The following is an 18684-nucleotide window of genomic DNA, read 5'->3' on the forward strand; positions in this document are numbered from 1 at the left end:
TGCTTGGGCGTCCCGCCCCTCTTATACCTTCTTGTCCGCCACCCCTTCGCCCCCCCGCCCCGCCCCGTCGCGCCACCCCCTCGGCGGGGCCCCTCCCCCCACTTCGAGCGGGAAGGTGCATTTCGGTCGCCGAGTGCGCCATGGTCATTTTGACGGGTTTCTCCCGGCTGTTGGACACGTAAAAGGATCTCGTAATGTCCGGCGAGTGAGGGAATTCATTCCGTTTTGTCACGCGGTCGTTTTCCCGAATTTCGAAGTGACTGCGAATACATCATTCTTCTGACCTAATTCCATCGAACTCGGCTGTTTGCCGCCATAACCTTGCGCACTGTCGCAGGGTTATGGCCTGCGAGAAACGGGCCATCGATCTTTGGTACTTACGGAGGTACCCGTGGAATGTGTCCCGCACTACTTTTCAAACCTGTCATCTCAGCCAGGGCATCTTGTCCGGCAGGCACTCCCGAACTCTGTCGTATATCCAGCCGAGAATTCGGCCACTATGGCGACCTATTAAGGAAAATGGTGAATTCTTCCCCGAAACTCGATGTCGACCCCGACCCGCCTTTGCCGAAGACGCGAAGCGAAGGTCTGGTCATACGAAAATATGGTGGCTCGTCGCTGGCCACAGCGGAAATGGTGAACAAGGTGGCCGCCGAGGTGGCCGCGATCGCCGAAGCGGGAGATCGGGTGGTCCTGGTCGTCTCGGCGATGGGGGACAGCACGGACCGGTTGATCGCGCTGGCCGGGGAGTTCGCCGAACCGCCCGCACCCCGGGAGCTCGATCAGCTGATGGCGACAGGTGAGCAGGTGTCCGCGTCGGTGCTGGCCATGGCACTGGCCGAACGCGGGATCGAGGCCGTCTCGTTGTCCGGCGACCAGGCGGGGATCGAGGTCGCGGGCGAACCGGGAGCGGGGACCATCGTGCGGGTCGACCCCGGCAAGATCGTCGCCCGGTTGCGTGACGCGCAGGTCGTCGTGGTCGCCGGCTTCCAGGGGCGGGACGCCGACGGCGAACTGCTGACCTTGGGCCGAGGTGGTTCCGACACCACCGCGGTGGCGCTCGCGGCCGCGCTCGGTGGTGCCGAATGCGAGATCCGGACCGACGTGCACGGCGTTCGCACGGCCGATCCCCGGATCGTGCGGGACACCCGGCCGGTCCGGACGATCTCGTACGACGCCATGGTCGAGCTCGCCGGGCTCGGCGCCCGGGTACTGCATCCCCGATCCGTCGAGCTCGCGCGCCGTCACGGAGTGGCGGTCCGGGTGACGCACGCGTCGGCCCCCGGTCCGTCGACCGTCGTGACGGACGAAGACGAGTCACTGGAAGGCACCCCCCGCGTCATCGGTATCGCGCACGAGCGCGACGTGCGGCTGGTCCGGGTCGAGGTTTCGTCCTCTGGCCCGGACCATTACGCGCGCGTACTCGCGACGCTGGCGGGCTGTGGGCTGAGACCGGACAACCTGAGCTGGCCCGATCCCGGCGAACTGCGGTTCACCGTCCGGGGGTCGGAGCCGCTCGGCCCGCCGATCACCCGGCTCGCGATGGAGCTGGACGCCCGCTCCACGGTGTTCGAGGAGCTCGGCTCGGTTTCCGTGGTCGGTACCGCGCTGCTCGATCCGCCCGGTTTCCTGCCCGAGGTGCTGCGTGTCCTCGCCGACCATCGGGTCACGGTGCCCGCGATGACGACGTCGCAGTCGCGCCTGACCGCCGTGATCCCCGCCGACGCCGTCGACACGACCGTCCGCGCCTTGCACGACTCGTTCGGCTTGGCGGTGGACAGGACATGAGCCCCTACGGACAGCCGTCGGGCCAGTTCACCACCGACGGCCTGGTCCTGACCTGCGACGGTCACGACCAGCGGGTTCGATGGCAGGCGGGCGAACGGCTCGAGCAGTTGTACGAGCGGCTCTGTGACCGGTTGCGCGCCGACGGCCTCGGTGACCGCCTCGCGGTGGACGCCGAGGGCGAGAAGCTCACCTTCGACGGCTTGGACGAGCGGGCCAATCGGCTCGCCCGGCACCTGCGCGCACACGGGGCGCGGCCCGGAGATCGGATCGGCTTGTTGTTCGCCGAACCGGTTCATCCCTACGTCGCGATGCTCGCCGTGCTCAAGGTCAACGCCGCGTATGTGCCGCTGGACGCGGGTTTTCCGGACGACCGCCTGGCCTACATCGTCCAGGACGCCGGCGTCCGGCTCGTGGTGTCGACCGGTGCGTTGCGCGACCGGTTCGGGCCGGGCAGCGTCGATCTGGTCTGTCTCGACGAGGACGCGGATCGCATCGCCGCGCTGCCGGGCGAGCGGCTCAGCGCGGCCGAGCGCGGCACTCCGGCCGACGAACTCTGTTACGTCGTCTACACGTCCGGCTCGACGGGGCGGCCGAAGGGCGTGACGATCGACCACGCCTCGATCTGCAACTTCGTCCTGGTCGCCGCCGACGTCTACGGCGTCCAGGGCACCGACCGGGTCTACCAGGGCATGACGATCGCGTTCGACTTCTCGGTCGAGGAGATCTGGGTGCCGTTGCTGAGCGGCGCGACGCTCGTGCCGAAACCCGGCGGCGCCGCCCTGGTCGGCCACGATCTCCTCGAATTCTTGCGGGAAAACAGGATCACCGCCCTGTGCTGCGTCCCGACCCTGCTGGCCAGCCTCGACGAGGACCTGCCGCTGCTGAGGTTCCTTCTCGTGTCCGGTGAAGCGTGCCCCGAAGACCTCGTGCGCCGCTGGTATCGGCCCGACAGGCGGTTCCTGAACGTCTACGGCCCGACGGAAGCCACGGTCACCGCGACGTGGTCGGTGCTTCGGCCGGATCGGCCGGTGACCATCGGCGTGCCCTTGCCCACCTATTCGGTCGTCATCCTCGACCCGGACGAGCCGAGGGCACTGGCCGCGGGCGAGCTGGGCGAAATCGGTATCGCCGGGATCGGGCTCGCCGGGGGATATCTCAACCGGTCCGACCTGACCGAGCGCGCGTTCATCCCGGACTTCCTCGGCATCGGGCAGAACCCGTCCCGCCGCATCTACCGCACCGGTGATCTGGGCCGGATCACCCCGGACGGGGAGATCGAGTACCACGGCCGTGCCGACACCCAGGTGAAGATCCGTGGCTACCGCGTCGAGCTCACCGAGATCGAATCGGTCCTCCTCCAGATCCCGGGAATCGCCCAGGCGGTGGTCGAAACCCATCGTCCGGAACCAGGCACCGTCGAACTGGTCGCCTACTACAGCCTGCGACGCGGCCAGGCGGACATCGATCCCGGCGAACTCCGTCGTCGCCTTGCGGAGCTGCTGCCGGGTTACATGGTGCCCGCCTACCTCGAACGGCTCGACCACATCCCGCTGACCCCGGCGGGCAAGGCCGATCGCCGGCATCTCCCGGCGCCCAGCGGTCCACGAAGAGCGGGAAACGACGTCGGCTACGTGGCACCGGCCACCGAGACCGAACTCCACTTGGCGGAGGCGTTGGGCGGCGTCCTCGGGATCGAGCGGATCTCGGCGACAGGGCACTTCTTCGACGACTACGGTGCCGACTCCCTGCTGCTGGCCAAGTTCTGCGCCGTGGTCCGGGAACGCGGTGACGTCGCATCGTTGTCGGCCAGGGACGTGTACCTCAACCCGACCGTTCGCGGTCTCGCCGAGCTGACCACCGCCGCGCCTCCCGTCACGGTCGCTCGTGCCGAAGAACCACGCCGGGCGTCGAGCGTGGCGTACGTCCTCTGTGGAGTGTTCCAGGTCTTGGCCTTCCTGGCCTACGCCGCCGGTACGGGCTGGATTCTGGACGCCGGATTCGGCTGGATCTCCGCCGCGACGGGTTTCGCGGAGAGTTACGCACGCGCCACCGGACTCGGGCTCGTCGTCTTCGTCATCCTGTCCGTGGTGCCGGTTCTGGCGAAGTGGGTGATCGTCGGCCGGTGGAAGCCGGGGGAGATCCCGCTGTGGAGCGTCGGCTACCTGCGCTTCTGGACGGTCCGGACCTTGGTCAGGTTCAGCCCGCTGATGCTGTTCGTCGGGACGCCGCTGTACTCGTGGTACCTGCGGATGCTCGGCGCGGACATCGGCAAAGGCGCGGTGATCCTCTCGCGGAACCCGCCGGTCTGCACCGATCTGTTCAGCGCCGGCGCCGGGGCGGTGATCCGGAAGGACGCGTACTTCTCCTGCTACCGCGCCAGGGCCGGCCGGATCCAGACCGGCCGGGTCACGGTGGGAGACAACGCCTTCGTCGGTGAGATGACGGTGCTCGACATCGACACGGCACTCGGCCGCGACGCGCAACTCGGTCACTCCTCGTCCTTGAACGCGGGCCAGTCCGTCCCCGATGGCGAGAGCTGGCACGGGTCACCCGCACGTCTCTCCACTGTGGACTACCGAGCGCTGGGAACCGTCGCGCGCGGCAGGCTCAGGCCGATCGTGTTCTGCGCGTCCAGCCTCCTGCTCCTGCTCTTGGTGACGCTTCCGGTGACACTGGGCGGCGCGGACGTGTTCGCCGATCGCTGGCTCACCACGACGGCGGACTTCACGAGCTGGGCCTTCTATCGCGGCCGGATCGCCGACTCGGCCTTGCTGTACTTCGGGGCGTTGCTCGCCGGGCTGGTGGTCGTCGTCGTGATCCCGCGCCTGCTCGGCCTGTTCCTCCGGCCGGACCGCGTCTACCCGCTCTACGGCAGGCATTTCGCGCTCCAGCGGTTGATCGCGCGGCTGACCAACATGCGTGCGTACACGTACCTGTTCGGCGACAGCAGTTACATCGTGTACTACCTGCGCGCGCTGGGATACGACCTGTCGAAGGTCCAGCAGACCGGATCCAACTTCGGGGTGGAGGTCAAGCACGAGACGCCGTTCCTCAGTACGGTCGGCACCGGGACGATGGTCTCGGACGGCCTGTCGATGCTGAACGCCGACTTCTCCGCCTCGTCGTTCCGCCTGCGCAGGACGTCCGTCGCGCCGGAGGCGTTCCTGGGCAACGAGATCGCCTTTCCGCCGGACGCGCGGATCGGCCGGAACTGCCTGCTGGCCACCAAGGTCCTCGTTCCCTTGGACGGACCGGTCCGCGAGGACGTCGGCCTGCTGGGGTCGCCCGCGTTCGAGATCCCCCGGACCGTCCGCCGCGACACCGGATTCGAGCACCTCGGCACCGGGGACGCGCTGCGCCGGGGCCTACGGGCCAAGAACCGCCACAACACCGTCACCATCCTCGTCTACCTGCTCGTGCACTGGTCGCACCTGCTCGGAGTACTGCTGATCGGCACGGCGGCCGGTGTCCTGCACGAGCGGCTCGGCCCGCTCGCCGTCGGCGGTGGCATCGTGGCGACCTTGGTGTTCTCCGTCGCGTACCTGATGCTGGCGGAACTCGCCGTACAGGGCTTCCGGGCGCTGCGGCCGAGATTCTGCTCGATCTACGATCCGGTTTTCTGGCGGCACGAACGATTCTGGAAGCTCAGTCCCGCCCGCTACCTCGCGATGTTCAACGGGACGGCGTTCAAACCCTTCCTGCTGCGCCGCCTCGGCGTCCGGATCGGCCGGCGCGTCTTCGACGACGGATGCGCGATCCCGGAACGGTCGTTGGTGAGCATCGGCGACGACTGCGTGCTCAACCTGCACACCGTCGTGCAAGGACATTCGCTCGAGGACGGCACGTTCAAATCCGACTACATCGGCATCGGCGCGGGATGCACCCTCAGCACCGGCTCCTTCGTCCACTATGGAGTGACGATGGCGGACGGTGCGATCGCCGAAGCGGACGCCTTCCTGATGAAGGGCACCACGGCACCGGCCCGGACCCGCTGGCACGCCAATCCGGCTGTCGAACTCGACACGGCGGAAGAGATCACCGCGGCAAGGAGGCTGCCATGACCAGCACCCCCACGGCGAGACCGGAACTGGCACCTCGCGTCGAAGGCGCACTGCCCGGCCCGCGCTCGGCCGAATTCCTCGAACACCAGAGACAGTGGGAGTCCAGCGCACGGGCGTATCCGCGCCACCTGCCGATCGCCATCGCGGGCGCGCAGGGCAGTTACCTGTGGGACATGGACGGGAACGTCTTCGTCGACTTTCTGGCGGGCGCCGGTGTGCTTTCCCTAGGACACAACCATCCCGAACTGGTGCACGCGGCCACCGAGCAGTTGCACGTACTCACCCACGGCCTGGACTTCCCGACGCCGGCGAAACGCGAGTTCGTCGACGCCCAGCTGTCCATGCTGCCGCCGGGCCTGCGCTCGCGGATGCGGATGCACTTCTGCGGCCCCGGCGGTGCCAACGCCGTGGACGCCGCGATCAAACTGTGCAAGACCGCGACCGGGCGCGGTGACGTGGTGTCCTTCCAGGGCGGATTCCACGGCTCGAGTCACGCCGCGATGGCGTTGACCGGTCTCGTCGCCCAGAAACGGCCGATCGCCAACGGCATGCCCGGCGTGCACTTCTTCCCGTACTCGTACTGCGCCCGGTGCCCGGTGGGTCTTGCGCGGGACACCTGTGAGACCAACTGCGTCGGCCTGCTGGAACGGTCGTTGCGAGATCCCAACGGCGGCATTCCGCTGCCGGCCGCGGTGATCCTGGAAATGGTGCAGGGCGAAGGCGGGATCATCCCGGCGGACCGCGATTTCGTGCGACGGGTCCGCGCGCTGACCGCGGAGCTGGACATCCCGCTCGTCGTCGACGAGGTGCAGACCGGTTGCGGCCGCACGGGAACCTGGTTCGCGTTCGAGCACTACGACATCGAGCCCGACGTGATCATCGCTTCGAAGGCCTTGAGCGGGATGGGACTTCCGGTGGCGGTGATCTTCTACGACCGGCGGCTGGACGGCTGGGCGCCCGGCGCGCATACCGGCACCTTCCGAGGCAACCAGGCCGCGTTCGCCGCCGGTGCGGCGGCGGTCCGCGTCGTCCGGCGTGACGACGTGCTGGGCAATGTCCGGCAGCGTGGGCGCCAGCTCGCACAACTGCTCGACACCCTGCGCGGCGACGTCTGGGTCCGTGAGGTGCGCGGCCTCGGCCTGATGTGGGGGATCGAGCTGGCCGATCCACGCGATGGCCGTCCGGCGGGCGGATACGCGCGCGCCGTGCAGGCCTACGCGTTGCAACACGGGCTGATCATCGAACTCGGTGGCCGCGACGACAGCGTGATCCGCCTGATGCCGCCGCTCACCGTGACCGCCGAGGAGATCGAACTCGCCTGCGCGATCCTGCTGGACGCCATCGAGCGCTCCGGCCCGGAACAGTAGGAACGCGGCGATCACCGCGGCTGGTATTATTATACCGCCCAATGCTAGGGTGGCGGTATAATAATACCAGCCAGTGACACGAGGATCCGATGATCGAACTGAAGACGCCCGCCGAGATCGAGCGCATGCACGTGACCGGGCGGTTCGTCGCCGAGGTGCTCACCGAGGTCGGCGACCTCGCCGACGTGGGCGTGAACCTGATGGACCTGGAACACCACGCGCGCGGCATGATCGAACGTCGTGGGGCGGAGTCGTGCTACTGGGACTACGCGCCTTCCTTCGGCAGAGGCCCGTTCCGCAACGTCATCTGCTTGGCGGTCAACGACGCCGTCCTGCACGGGTTGCCTCACGACTACACGCTGCGCGACGGAGACGTGCTCACCGCGGATCTCGCGGTGAAGATCGACGGCTGGGCGGCCGACTCGGCGCGCACGATCATCGTCGGGACGCCCGCCGAAGAGGATTCGCGGATCATTCGCGCCACCGAGGAAGCGTTGGAAGCCGCGATCGAGGCCGCGCGTCCGGGCAATCGCCTCGGCGACATCTCCGCGGCCATCTGGGCGGTCGCCCGTGACTACGGCTATCCGGTGAACACCGAGTTCGGCGGCCACGGCATCGGCCGCACCATGCACGAGGAACTCCACATTCCCAACAAGGGCAAGGCGGGTCGCGGCTTGAAACTACAACCGGGGCTGACCGTCGCGCTCGAACCCTGGTTCGCCCGCACGACCGACCGGATCGTCTTCGACGACGACGGCTGGACGATCCGCTCCGCCGACGGTTCGCGCACGGCCCATTCCGAGCACACGGTGGCCATCACCGAAGGCGACCCGTTGGTGCTCACCCGCCGCGAGTACGAGACCACCGCCGATCGCTTGTCCGCAAAGGGTTCTTGAGCACGCCGGGGGTGATCTTCGGCACCTCGGTTGCCTCTTCGGACAGCGTGGATGTCCGCAACAGGCAGCCTCCCCGGATTTTCGTCCTTCGCCGCTCCTGCGTGGATAGTCTCGCTTCCGCCCAGCCGGGCGACTATCCCCGCGAGGAAGGAATCCAGCCATCATGCGAAAGGGTCTCAAGAGGCTTTCGGTCGTCGGTGCGGCCGCCGTCGGTCTGCTCGTCGCGGTTCCGGCGAGCCCGGCCTTCGCCATCGGGGAGGTCGCCTGCGGCAACAGGGACGACTTCGTGAAGCTGGACATCTCGTTCGGCAACGGGATGGGCACCAACCGGTGCTTCGCGAACGGCGGCGTCACCGGCACGAACATCGGCGGGGTCTACAACATCTACTCGGGCAACAACAAGGTGACGGTCAACTACGAGCGCGATGGCCGGTATGAATCGTCGACCCTCGGATACTGGCAGGGCGTCGGTTTCGCCGGGACCGTCCGGGTGTACGAGGTGCGCATCTGGTGACGGTCGCCTCGGGAGAGCGACCAAAACTCCGGATACGGCCCGTGATCAAGACGCGGCCGTTAGAGTGAACAGTCGCTGTAGTCGTCACCCCCGAGGAGTAGCAGTTCATGATCGCCGAGAGCGCGAACCAGCAGAGCGTGACCTTCCCGCAGGAAGCTACGCCGATCTTCGACCTGGTCGCGAAGATGGTGTCGCGGACGCAGGCGGAGGACGAGCACGACTTCGATCGCGAAGCCGGTCTCGCGACCTCGGTGTAGCTTCCCGCGCGGAGGTCATTCAGGCGGCGTGCCCGCGTGGACCCGGAGTTCCGCGGCTGTGCGGCGAGCATGAGCCAAGCCGTCGAGGATCCATTGCGGGGGCTGCCGGTCGTTGGTCGCGATCCGCTCGTAGGCGGCGACGAGCCGTTCCGCGATCTTCAGCCGGGCGTCCGCGGCCGCCGGTTCGCGCCCTGGCTCGGTTCCGCCCTGCTCAGCGGGGATCGCGACCAGAGCGAGGTGCCCGGCCGGCGAGCGAGTCGTTCCCGCCGCGGGCTCGGCGGGTGTGTCGGAACGTCGGTCCGGGGTAGGCAGCCGGCGAAGATGGAAGGCCGCCTGCTCCGTATGTTCTGGTACGCCCTCGTGCCGGGAGTCCTGTGAGGGGAATGGATCCGCCCGGAACCGCGCGACCGCGGGCCAGTACCGGGTTCGCGCGGACTTCGGCGTCTCCCCGTCCAGCCCGCATGCGATCTCCTGCCAAGTCTTGCCGTCGAGGCGTGCGGCGACCACCGCCGCTTCGACGATCTGCTGCGCCATCCCGATCAGGCTCGCGTGGTCCGGGGTGGAGTGCCCGTCCTCCCGGGCGGCGTTCGCCGCGAGATCGGCCAGTTCCGCCGAGTGCGCGGCGAGGGCCAGATGGGCCCGGGCGGCCGCGGTGGGGATGGAGTGGCGTGTGGTCACCGTCCGCTCCTCGTGACAGACCGGGGGCTCGACAAGAGGCTCGCGGAATCCCGCATGCCGTGACTCACAGGTGTTCTCACCTTCTCTGATATGCAGACTTGCATAAATATGCAATTAATGGATGTGCGGTGGTGCTCAAGAACCGCGAGTTGTGCCCTGATCGGGTGTGGTCGTGGCCGTTCTATGCGGGGTGAGGTTCGGCGACCCTGGTTTTCGGGCACGATCAAGGGGGTGCGGACGGCAGGGTCTGCGGGGAAGGGATGCCGATGAACAGCCCCCTGTATCAGGCGACGGCGGAGTTCTTCAAAACGCTGGGGCACCCTGTCCGGATCCGCGTGCTCGAGCTGCTCAGCGAGCGGGACCATCAGGTCTCGGAGCTGCTCGCCGACCTCGGTATCGAGCCCGCCAACCTGTCCCAGCAGCTCGCCGTCCTGCGCCGGGCCAACCTGGTGGTGCCGCGCAAGGACGGCACGACCGTCTCCTACTCTCTGACCAGTCCGTCGGTCGCCGAACTGCTCGCCGTCGCGCGCGGGATTCTGACCGGGGTGATCACCGGCCAATTGGAGCTACTCGACGATCTGCAGAATTCCGCCGGGGCGCATTCACCTGATTCGGGATGAAATGTGCCGATCGGGCCATTTCGGATATTCATGGCCGCGCGCTGATCGTCATTTACTTTCCTGGCCGGCGTCAGTGCGCTGCTCGCTCAATTCGGAATGGTCTTCGCCGTCCCGGGAGTGCGCGCCATTTCCGGCGGCCGCCCTCCTGGTCTCCTCGACCAGAGAGTCGAAGATGGGGGTTCCGCACAGCTCCACATGGTCCTCCGTCGCGCCAGTCCTCGTGCCCGGGCCATCTTGCCTCGGAACGGCTTCTTCGATCCAGTTCCGCTGGGCAATGCACTCGATAGAGCTCACCCTTGGGGGTGAGCCATTCACCGATGCGAAAAGCAAGTGTAGGACATGCCTCTTTCCGGGGTGCACGCTCGGTGTGCCACCCTGCTTGCGGAAATATTGATTCCGCTTTCTCCTCGCGAGTGAGAAAAGGATTTCTCACTCGCCACGTGGCTGGTCAGCGCGGAGCGGAGAACTCGATCCGATAGCGGGTCGGTGTCGTGCCCAGCGCGGTGGCGAAATGCTCGCGAAGCCGGGCGGGCGTGCCGAAGCCCGCCTGTGCGGCGACGGCGTCGACGCCGAGCTCGGTCGTTTCGAGTAGCTGCCGCGCCCGCGCGAGCCGTTGTGCGACCAGCCAGTGGTGGACGGTGGTCCCGGTGCGGGCGCGGAACGAGCGGGTGAACGTACTGCGGCTCATATGCGCCCGCGCGGCGAGGCCGTCGATGCTGTGCCGCGTGCCCAGATGGGACAGCGCCCAGCTCATCACCTCGGCGAGCGGATCCTCGTCCGCGGCCGGTACGGGAAGTTCGATGAACTGGGCCTGACCGCCGGGACGATGCGGTGCCGCGACGATCCGGCGGGCGACGCGGTTCGCGACGACCTGGCCGGATGTGCGGGCGAGCAGGTGAAGGCAGGTGTCGATCCCGGCGGTCGCACCCGCGCCGGTCACCACGTCGCCTTCGTCGACATACAGCTCCTCGGGGCGCAGTTCGACCGAGGGGAAGCGCCTCCGGAAGGTTTCGACCCATTGCCAGTGGGTGGTCGCGGCGCGCCCGTCGAGGATGCCGGCGTCGGCAAGGGCGAAGACCCCCAGGCAGAGCCCGACCACGAGTGCTCCGCGTTCGTGCGCGGTCCGCAGTGCGGCCGAGACGGGCGCTGGCGTCGAGGTTTCCGGGTCGGACCACCACGGCACGACGACGATGTCGGCATCCGCGAGGGCGTCGAGACCAGCGGGGACGTCGATCGCGTATCCGGCACTCGTGGTGAGCCTGCCCGGCTCGACGGCGACGGCCGTGAGCGGCCACGGCTCCATTTCGCCGGTCGGGGATTCCGGGCCCCACACGAGCGACGGCACGGCGAGGTGGAACGGGCTGATCCCTTCGAACGCCAGGACGGCCACTCGCGGAGCGTTCATCGATCCCTCTTCCCGTGATGTCGGCCGATCTCGACCAAGGCTGACCCGAATCCGTATCTCGATATCGAATCGGGTCAGCCATGATGGTAGCCGTACCGACGGAAAGCGAAGGAAACACGATGACCAGCACCACTCTCCGCGAGATCAGCACTCTGCCGACGACGCCCGCCGCGCTCTCCGACGCGACGGTGATCCTCGTCGACTACCAGAACACCTACACGCGAGGCGTGATGGAGCTCGACGGCTGGGAAGCGGCGCTCGACGAGGCGGCCACGTTGCTGGCGCGTGCCCGGGCGGAGGGCGCGACGGTCATTCACGTTCAGCACGACGGAGGCGAGGGCAGTCCGTACGACCTCCAGCAGGACATCGGCCGGATCCACGAGCGCGTCGCACCCGGCCCGGGTGAGGAGATCGTGGTGAAGACCGCGCCGAACTCGTTCGTCGGGACCCGCCTGGGGGAACTGGTCGACGCCGCCGGGCACCAGAACGTCGTCGTGGCCGGGTTCATGACCCATATGTGCGTCACGTTCACCGCGGAGGGCGCGTTCCTGCGGGGGAACACCCCGACCGTGGTGGCCGCCGCCTGTGCCACGCGCTCGCTCCCGTCCGTCGCCGGCCCGGTGACCGCCGCGGACCAGCATCGGGCGGCGCTCGCCACGATCGGCGATCTCTACGCCGTCGTCGTCGGCTCCTCGGCGGAGCTCGGCTAGACCCTGCGAAGCGGCGCGTGCACGTGGATCATGAAGGTGTTCTCGCCGCCGAAGTTTCGAAGGGGTCGTGATGGCCAAGCCCAACGTCGCCGAGCAGTTCGTCCAAGTCCTGGTCCAGGCCGGGGTGGAACGGATCTACGGCGTGGTCGGAGACAGCCTCAACCCCATCGTCGACGCCATCCGCCGGACCCCGGGCATCGAATGGGTGCACGTACGCAACGAAGAGGCCGGCGCGTTCGCGGCGGCCGCCGAGGCCCAGCTGACCGGACGGCTCGCCGTGTGCGCCGGCAGCTGCGGCCCCGGCAACACCCATCTGGTGCAAGGACTTTACGACGCGCACCGCACGGGAGCCCCGGTTCTCGCACTCGCCTCGCATATCCCGTCCGGTCAGATCGGGACCGGGTTCTTCCAGGAGACCCACCCCGAACGGCTTTTCGTCGACTGCAGCGGCTATTGCGAGCAGATCAGCGGGCCCGCTCAGATGCCGAGGGTGCTGCGGATCGCCATGCAGCACGCGGTGTCCCGTGGCGAGGTGTCGGTGCTGGTGTTGCCTGGCGACGTGGCGCACCTGGACGCCGTTTCGCCCACCGGCAACGGGGCGCCGGTCACCGAGCACGGGACGGTCGTGCCACCCGAGCCGCAGGTGGCACGGCTCGCCGAGCTGATCAACGACGCCGAGACCGTCACGTTGTTCGCCGGTGCCGGGGTGCGCGGCGCACACGCCGAGGTGATGGAGCTGGCCGGGGCCGTGCAGGCGCCGGTCGGCCACAGCCTGCGCGGCAAGGAGTGGATCCAGTACGACAATCCCTTCGACGTCGGAATGAGTGGACTGCTCGGCTACGGCGCCTGCTACCGGGCCATGAACGACGCGGATCTGCTGATCCTGCTCGGCACCGATTTCCCTTATGACTCCTTCCTTCCCCAGGCGCGGACCGTGCAGGTCGACCACGACGCGACCCGGCTGGGCCGTCGCACCCCGCTGGAACTGGCGGTGCACGGCGACGTGCGGGAGACCCTGCGCGCCGTGTTGCCGCTCCTGCGGCGCAAGAACGACCGCACGTTCCTGGACCGGATGCTGCGGGAGCACTGCAAAACGCTGGAACAGGTCGTCGACGCCTACACCCGCAACGTCGAACGCCATATCCCCATCCACCCGGAATTCGCCGCGGATCTTCTCGACGAACTCGCCGCGGACGACGCGATCTTCACCGTCGACACCGGCATGTGCAACGTGTGGGCGGCCCGGTACCTCACGCCCAACGGGCGCCGCCGGGTCATCGGGTCGTTCCTGCACGGCACCATGGCCAACGCCCTGCCGCACGCGATCGGCGCGCAGTTCGCCTATCCGGGGCGCCAGGTCGTATCGATGTCCGGCGACGGGGGACTGGGCATGCTGCTCGGCGAACTGCTCACCGTCGCCTTGCATGATCTTCCGGTCAAGATCGTGACGTTCAACAACTCCTCGCTGGGCATGGTGAAGCTGGAGATGCTGGTGGACGGTCTCCCCGACTATCAGACCGACCATCGCCCGGTGGATTTCGCCGCCATCGCCAGTGGCGCGGGACTACGCGCCGAGCGAGTGACCGACCCGACCCGGCTGCGCGCGGCTCTCAAGGAAGCGCTGAGCCACGACGGCCCCGCGCTGGTGGATGTCGTGACGGACCCGAACGCGCTGTCGGTCCCGCCGCATATCACCGCCGGCCAGCTCGGCGGCTTCGCCTTGGCCGCGAGCAAGGTCGTACTCGAAGGCGGGGTCGGCCGGATGATCGACCTCGCCCGCGCCAACCTCCGTAACATCCCGCGACCGTGAGGACGGCACGCCGACTTCGCACGATCGTCCACTGTGGATGGTCAGGTGCGGTCGTTGCCCATCCCTCGCCAGAGCAGGTCGAGGAGGCTCGCGACGTCGCGCCGCCATTCGCCTTTCGGGTCGAGGTACAGCAGGCCGCCCAGGCCACGCAGGACGGTCTCGGGTTCCAGGTCCGCGCGGACGGTGCCGGCGTCGATATTCGCCTGCAGCAAGGTGAAAACCGCGCGGACCATGTCCTGGTAAGCCCCCGCCGGCAGTTCTCCGCGCGACGCCGTCGCGGCACGCAAGGCGTCGGCAAGGCCGCGTTTGGTCATCATGTAGTGCGCCAGATGGTCGGTCGTCCAAACCCGGAACGCCTGCTCCGGCGGGTACTTCTCGAGCAGGCTGGGCACGATCTCGACGAGCTGGCGCACCTCGCGCCGGTACACCGCCAGGATGAGGGCTTCCGGGGTGGGGAAGTGCCGGTACACCGTGCCGACGCCGACCTCGGCCTGTTTCGCGATGGCGTTGAACGAGACCTCGCCGGAGCAAGCCAGTGACTTCGCCGCGGTGGCGAGGATGCGCTCGTGGTTGCGCCGGGTGTCCGCACGCCGGGGATTGACCGAACCCGTCGTCATCTTCCCTCCTGTCCGCCGATCCCGTCCTCCGGTTGAATGTAGCCGAGACGACGGGGAAACCTGGAGCGACTCCAGGGGCGAGCATCGACCTTGCCGGGCGGATCGCGATCCGCTAACTTGAAATGAAGCGGATGACTATCCGCTTCATTTCACGAACGGACTCCCACCACCTCAACCTACGCCGTCCGGGCCGCGGCCCGGACGATCTGCGGAAAGAGATCCAGTGGACATCTCACTCGAAGTCAATGGCAGGACGGAACACCTGAGTGTCGATCCCGGGGTGACGCTGCTGGACACGCTGCGGGAACGGCTCGCCGTCACGGGGCCGAAGAAGGGCTGCGACAGGGGGCAGTGCGGCGCCTGCACGGTGCACGTCGGCGGACGGCCGGTGCTCTCGTGTCTCACCTTGGCCGCCACGGTGAAACAGCCGGTGACCACGGTCGAAGCACTGTCCACTGAGGACGGACTGCACCCGGTCCAGCAGGCGTTCGTCGACAAGGACGCCCTCCAGTGCGGATTCTGCACGTCCGGGCAGATCATGTCGGCGGTCGCCGCCGTCGAGCAGGGCGTCGAGGACGTCCGCGAGTTCATGTCCGGCAATCTCTGCCGGTGCGCGGCGTACCCGAACATCATCGCGGCGGTCGAACAGGCGAGGAGGGCCGATGCGTCCCTTTGAGCTCCTCGCACCCGAGACCGTCGAAGACGCGGTCGCTTCGCCCGGTACCTTCCTCGCGGGCGGAACCACACTCGTCGATCTGATGAAACTCAACGTCCTGACACCGCACCAGGTTCTGGACATCAACGCGGTACCGCTGCGCGGCATCGACACCACCGACGGGCTCCGCTTCGGCGCGCTGGAGCGGATGGGCGACATCGCCGGGCATCCCGGTGTGTACCCGGCGATCTCCCGGGCTCTGCTGCTCAGCGCCTCCCAGCAGATCCGGAACATGGCCAGCATCGGCGGAAACCTCATGCAGCGCACGCGCTGCTCGTACTTCCGGGACGTCGCCATGCCGTGCAACCGGCGGGTACCCGGCAGCGGCTGCCCGGCGATCTCCGGCGCCAACCGGATGCACGCGGTGCTGGGCACGAGCGATGCGTGCGTGGCGACCCACGCCAGCGACGTCGCCGTCGCCCTGGTCGCCCTCGACGCGCGTCTCCGGCTGGTCAGCGCGACCGGGACACGCACAGTCGAGCTGGCTTCCTTCTATCGGCTGCCCGGCGAGACCCCGGAGGTCGAGACCGATCTGCGGCCCAGCGAACTGATCGCCGAAGTGGTGGTCCCTCGGCTGGACTGGGCGTCGAACTCCACCTACGTCAAGGTGCGTGACAGGCAGTCCTACGAATTCGCGCTGTGCTCCGCGGCGGTCGCGTTGCGGATCGAGGACTCGCGCATCGTCGACGCCCGGGTCGCGGCGGGCGGCGTGGCGACCGTGCCGTGGCGGCTGCCCGCCGTCGAGGGGGCCCTGCGAGGTGCGCCCGCAACCGTCGCCGCCTTCGAGGAGGCCGCGTCGCTGGCCGCCGAGGGCGCGCGCCCGGTGGCCGGGAACGCGTTCAAGCCGTCGTTGCTGCGGCGGACCATCGTCCGCGCGCTGCTCGAACTGACCGAAGGGAGCCGCTCATGACCAGCAGGGTGGACGGACCGCTGAAGGTCACCGGCCGGGCCGAGTACGGGGCGGACCACACCTTCCCCGGGCTGGTGCACGGTTACGTCGTCCTGAGCACGATCGCCCACGGCGAGATCGACACGATGGACGTCACGGCGGCGAAGGGTGCGCCGGGCGTGGTCGGTGTGTACACGCCGTTCGATCCGCTGGAGTTGCACACCCCGGCCACGCCGTTCATGGGTGAGACCTGGGTTCCGTTGCAGGACAAGGAAGTCACGTACTACGGCCAGCCGATCGGGTTCGTGGTCGCCGAAACCTACGAGCAGGCGCGCGACGCGGCGATGCTGGTCGAGGTCTCCTACCTGACCCGGCCTGCCTTGACTTCGCTACAGGACGGCCTCGCCTCGGCCGAAGAAGCGCCCGAAGGCCGAGGTGGCCCATCGTCCCTCGCGATCCTCGCCGAGGGTGTCGAATCGATCGAGGACGCGCTCGCGGAGAGTCCGGTGGTCGTCGAGGCGACGTACTCCACCGCGACTCAGCACCATGCCGCGATGGAACCGCATTCCGCGGTCGCGGTCTGGGGCGCCGACGGCCTCACGATCCACAGTGGCAACCAGGGATCCGATCTCCAGGCGGCGGAGCTGGCGATGGCACTGGGCACGGAGCCGTCGAAGGTGCACGCGGTGAACCCCTTCGTGGGCGGTGCTTTCGGTGGCAAGGGCCATACGTCCACCCCGGCCTTCCTGGCCGCGGCGGCGGCCAGGGCGCTGGACCGGCCGGTGAAGGCCGTGCTCAGCCGCGAACAGGTCTTCACCGCGACCGCGGGCCGCGCCGCGACGGTGCAGAAGATCTCCCTCGGCGCGGAACACGACGGAACGCTCAACGCCCTTCAGCACGACTCGTGGTGCAGCACGCCCATGGACCGGTCGTTCGTCGAGCCGACGTCGCACGGCACTTCGCGCGAGTGGTACGCCACCCGCAACCTGGCCATCAGCCAGAAGATGGTGCCGCTGAACATCCCGCCCACCACGTTCATGCGGGCGCCGGGGGAGGCACCCGGGTCTTTCGCGCTGGAGAGCGCGATCGACGAGCTCGCGGTCGCGCTGCGCATGGACCCGATCGAGCTGCGACAGCGGAACAACTCGACCGCTCCGCCCGGCAAGGATCTGCAGTGGTCGAGCAAGCACCTCGACGAATGCTTCCGGGTGGGCGCGGAGCGGTTCGGCTGGGCGGATCGCGCACCCGACGGGCGGACCGACGGCGACTGGCTCGTGGGCATGGGCACGGCCACCGCCATGTTCCCGGCGCTGCGGTTCCCGGCCACGGTCGAGATCACCCTGCTGCCCGACGACACGGCCGCGGTCGCGACCAGCGGGGCCGACCCGGGAACGGGTCTGCTGACCGTGCTTTCCCTGATCGGCGGCGAGTCGCTCGACATCTCACCGGATCGGGTCGCGCCGCGGCTCGGTGACTCGGCCCTGCCGCCCGGAGGCATGTCCGGCGGTTCGACCGCGACCGCGAGCGCGGGGACGGCCATCATGATCGCCGCCGCCAAGGCGATCGACGAACTGCTCGAACTGGCGTCGGCCCCGGGCGCGCCGTTCGAAGGCATGGAAGTCGCCTACGCCGACGGTCGCGTGCAGGCAGGCGAGCGGACGATGACCTTCGGTGAGCTGTTGCGGGCTCTGGACCGGCCGGCGCTCACCGTGACCGGTTCTTCGGCGCCCGGCGAGGAGCTGACGAAGCATTCGTTCAGCTCGTTCGGCGCGCAGTTCTGCGAAGTGCGGGTGCACAAGTGGACTCGCGAGATCCGGGTGTCCCGCATGCTCGGGGTGTTCGACGCCGGGCGGATCATCAACCCGACGGCGGCGCGAAGCCAGATCGTCGGCGGCATGATCTGGGGTGTTTCGGCCGCGCTGCACGAGGGGCTGGAGATCGAGGAGAACGGGCGACTCGCCAACGGGGATTTCGCGAGTTACCTGATCCCGGTGAACGCGGACATCCCCGAGGTCGACGTCCACTTCGTCGAGTACCCGGACACCCTGCACAACTCGGTCGGCGCGAAGGGGCTGGGCGAGATCGGCATCGTCGGGATGGCGGCGGCGGTCGCGAACGCCGTCCACAACGCCACCGGCATCCGGGTCCGGCACATTCCGATCCTGATCGAGGATCTCCTCGAGGAGTCTTAGTGAGGGGTTAGGGCTGCGGTGGCGTGGACCTCTTCGCCGGCGTCTATTGAGGGGTAAGTCAAACGTGGCATGGTCGGTGCGGGTGGGGGGGGGGGGGGGGGGGGGGGGGGGGGGGGGGGGGGGGGGGCCCCGCCCCCCCCCCCCCCCCCCCCCCCGCCGCCCCGC

Annotated in this window: 15 protein-coding genes; 12 read left to right on the forward strand and 3 right to left on the reverse strand. The window is 68.3% G+C overall.

The genetic code is table 11. The features are described from left to right. Positions 1-519 precede the first annotated feature (519 nt). The 6 genes from ACIRGA_RS34440 to ACIRGA_RS34465 all read left to right on the forward strand — a co-directional run bounded on the left by ACIRGA_RS34440 (position 520) and on the right by ACIRGA_RS34465 (position 8883). The gene (locus ACIRGA_RS34440) at positions 520-1788 is read left to right on the forward strand and encodes an aspartate kinase (RefSeq protein ID WP_400949371.1); all 1269 of its coding nucleotides are present in this window, start codon (positions 520-522) and stop codon (positions 1786-1788) included. After that, the gene (locus tag ACIRGA_RS34445) at positions 1785-5849 is read left to right on the forward strand and encodes a Pls/PosA family non-ribosomal peptide synthetase (RefSeq protein WP_400949373.1); all 4065 of its coding nucleotides are present in this window, start codon (positions 1785-1787) and stop codon (positions 5847-5849) included. Before ACIRGA_RS34440 ends, ACIRGA_RS34445 begins: the two co-directional genes overlap by 4 nt. After that, complete coding sequence (locus ACIRGA_RS34450; protein WP_400949377.1) at positions 5846-7216, forward strand: diaminobutyrate--2-oxoglutarate transaminase family protein; 1371 nt, start codon at positions 5846-5848, stop codon at positions 7214-7216. Before ACIRGA_RS34445 ends, ACIRGA_RS34450 begins: the two co-directional genes overlap by 4 nt. A gap of 89 nt (positions 7217-7305) precedes the next feature. Then, positions 7306-8112 (forward strand): type I methionyl aminopeptidase, encoded by an 807-nt coding sequence (gene map / locus ACIRGA_RS34455; protein WP_400949379.1) that lies wholly within the window; start codon positions 7306-7308, stop codon positions 8110-8112. A gap of 163 nt (positions 8113-8275) precedes the next feature. Further along, complete coding sequence (locus ACIRGA_RS34460; RefSeq protein WP_400949382.1) at positions 8276-8626, forward strand: beta/gamma crystallin domain-containing protein; 351 nt, start codon at positions 8276-8278, stop codon at positions 8624-8626. A gap of 107 nt (positions 8627-8733) precedes the next feature. Beyond that, complete coding sequence (locus ACIRGA_RS34465; RefSeq protein WP_360085809.1) at positions 8734-8883, forward strand: hypothetical protein; 150 nt, start codon at positions 8734-8736, stop codon at positions 8881-8883. A 15-nt stretch (positions 8884-8898) separates the two neighbouring features. On the opposite strand, the gene ACIRGA_RS34470 is transcribed toward ACIRGA_RS34465, so the two are convergent. Beyond that, positions 8899-9561 (reverse strand): hypothetical protein, encoded by a 663-nt coding sequence (locus tag ACIRGA_RS34470; RefSeq protein WP_400949385.1) that lies wholly within the window; start codon positions 9559-9561, stop codon positions 8899-8901. A gap of 266 nt (positions 9562-9827) precedes the next feature. Between ACIRGA_RS34470 and ACIRGA_RS34475 the strand changes: the two genes are divergently transcribed. Beyond that, entirely contained in the window at positions 9828-10181 is a 354-nt protein-coding gene (locus tag ACIRGA_RS34475) for an ArsR/SmtB family transcription factor (RefSeq protein ID WP_400949387.1), read from the forward strand. A gap of 448 nt (positions 10182-10629) precedes the next feature. Here the strand turns inward: ACIRGA_RS34475 and ACIRGA_RS34480 are convergent, their stop codons facing one another. Beyond that, complete coding sequence (locus ACIRGA_RS34480; protein WP_400949389.1) at positions 10630-11586, reverse strand: helix-turn-helix domain-containing protein; 957 nt, start codon at positions 11584-11586, stop codon at positions 10630-10632. Positions 11587-11705: 119 nt separating this feature from the next. On the opposite strand from ACIRGA_RS34480, the gene ACIRGA_RS34485 reads away from it, so the two are divergent. Both ACIRGA_RS34485 and ACIRGA_RS34490 read left to right on the forward strand, forming a co-directional pair. Further along, on the forward strand, positions 11706-12296 hold the full coding sequence (locus ACIRGA_RS34485; protein WP_400949391.1) for an isochorismatase family protein: 591 nt from the start codon (positions 11706-11708) through the stop codon (positions 12294-12296). Positions 12297-12366: 70 nt separating this feature from the next. After that, positions 12367-14106 carry a pyruvate dehydrogenase gene (locus ACIRGA_RS34490; protein WP_400949393.1) on the forward strand — a complete coding sequence of 580 codons (1740 nt, stop codon included), beginning with the start codon at positions 12367-12369 and terminating at the stop codon, positions 14104-14106. Between the two features lie 41 nt (positions 14107-14147). On the opposite strand, the gene ACIRGA_RS34495 is transcribed toward ACIRGA_RS34490, so the two are convergent. Then, positions 14148-14723: a TetR/AcrR family transcriptional regulator gene (locus tag ACIRGA_RS34495; RefSeq protein WP_400949395.1), complete on the reverse strand. Its 576-nt coding sequence runs from the start codon at positions 14721-14723 to the stop codon at positions 14148-14150. Positions 14724-14946: 223 nt separating this feature from the next. Between ACIRGA_RS34495 and ACIRGA_RS34500 the strand changes: the two genes are divergently transcribed. From ACIRGA_RS34500 to ACIRGA_RS34510, 3 genes are read left to right on the forward strand one after another with little or no spacing between them, the layout of a single operon-like run. Next, entirely contained in the window at positions 14947-15399 is a 453-nt protein-coding gene (locus ACIRGA_RS34500) for a (2Fe-2S)-binding protein (protein WP_400949397.1), read from the forward strand. Beyond that, positions 15386-16348, forward strand: a complete 963-nt coding sequence (locus ACIRGA_RS34505) for an FAD binding domain-containing protein (protein WP_400949400.1) — start codon at positions 15386-15388, stop codon at positions 16346-16348. Before ACIRGA_RS34500 ends, ACIRGA_RS34505 begins: the two co-directional genes overlap by 14 nt. Beyond that, positions 16345-18519 (forward strand): xanthine dehydrogenase family protein molybdopterin-binding subunit, encoded by a 2175-nt coding sequence (locus ACIRGA_RS34510; protein ID WP_400949402.1) that lies wholly within the window; start codon positions 16345-16347, stop codon positions 18517-18519. Before ACIRGA_RS34505 ends, ACIRGA_RS34510 begins: the two co-directional genes overlap by 4 nt. The last annotated feature ends 165 nt before the right edge of the window (positions 18520-18684 follow it).

The sequence above is a fragment of the Amycolatopsis sp. NPDC102389 genome, assembly GCF_044765885.1.
Taxonomy (GTDB): domain Bacteria; phylum Actinomycetota; class Actinomycetes; order Mycobacteriales; family Pseudonocardiaceae; genus Amycolatopsis.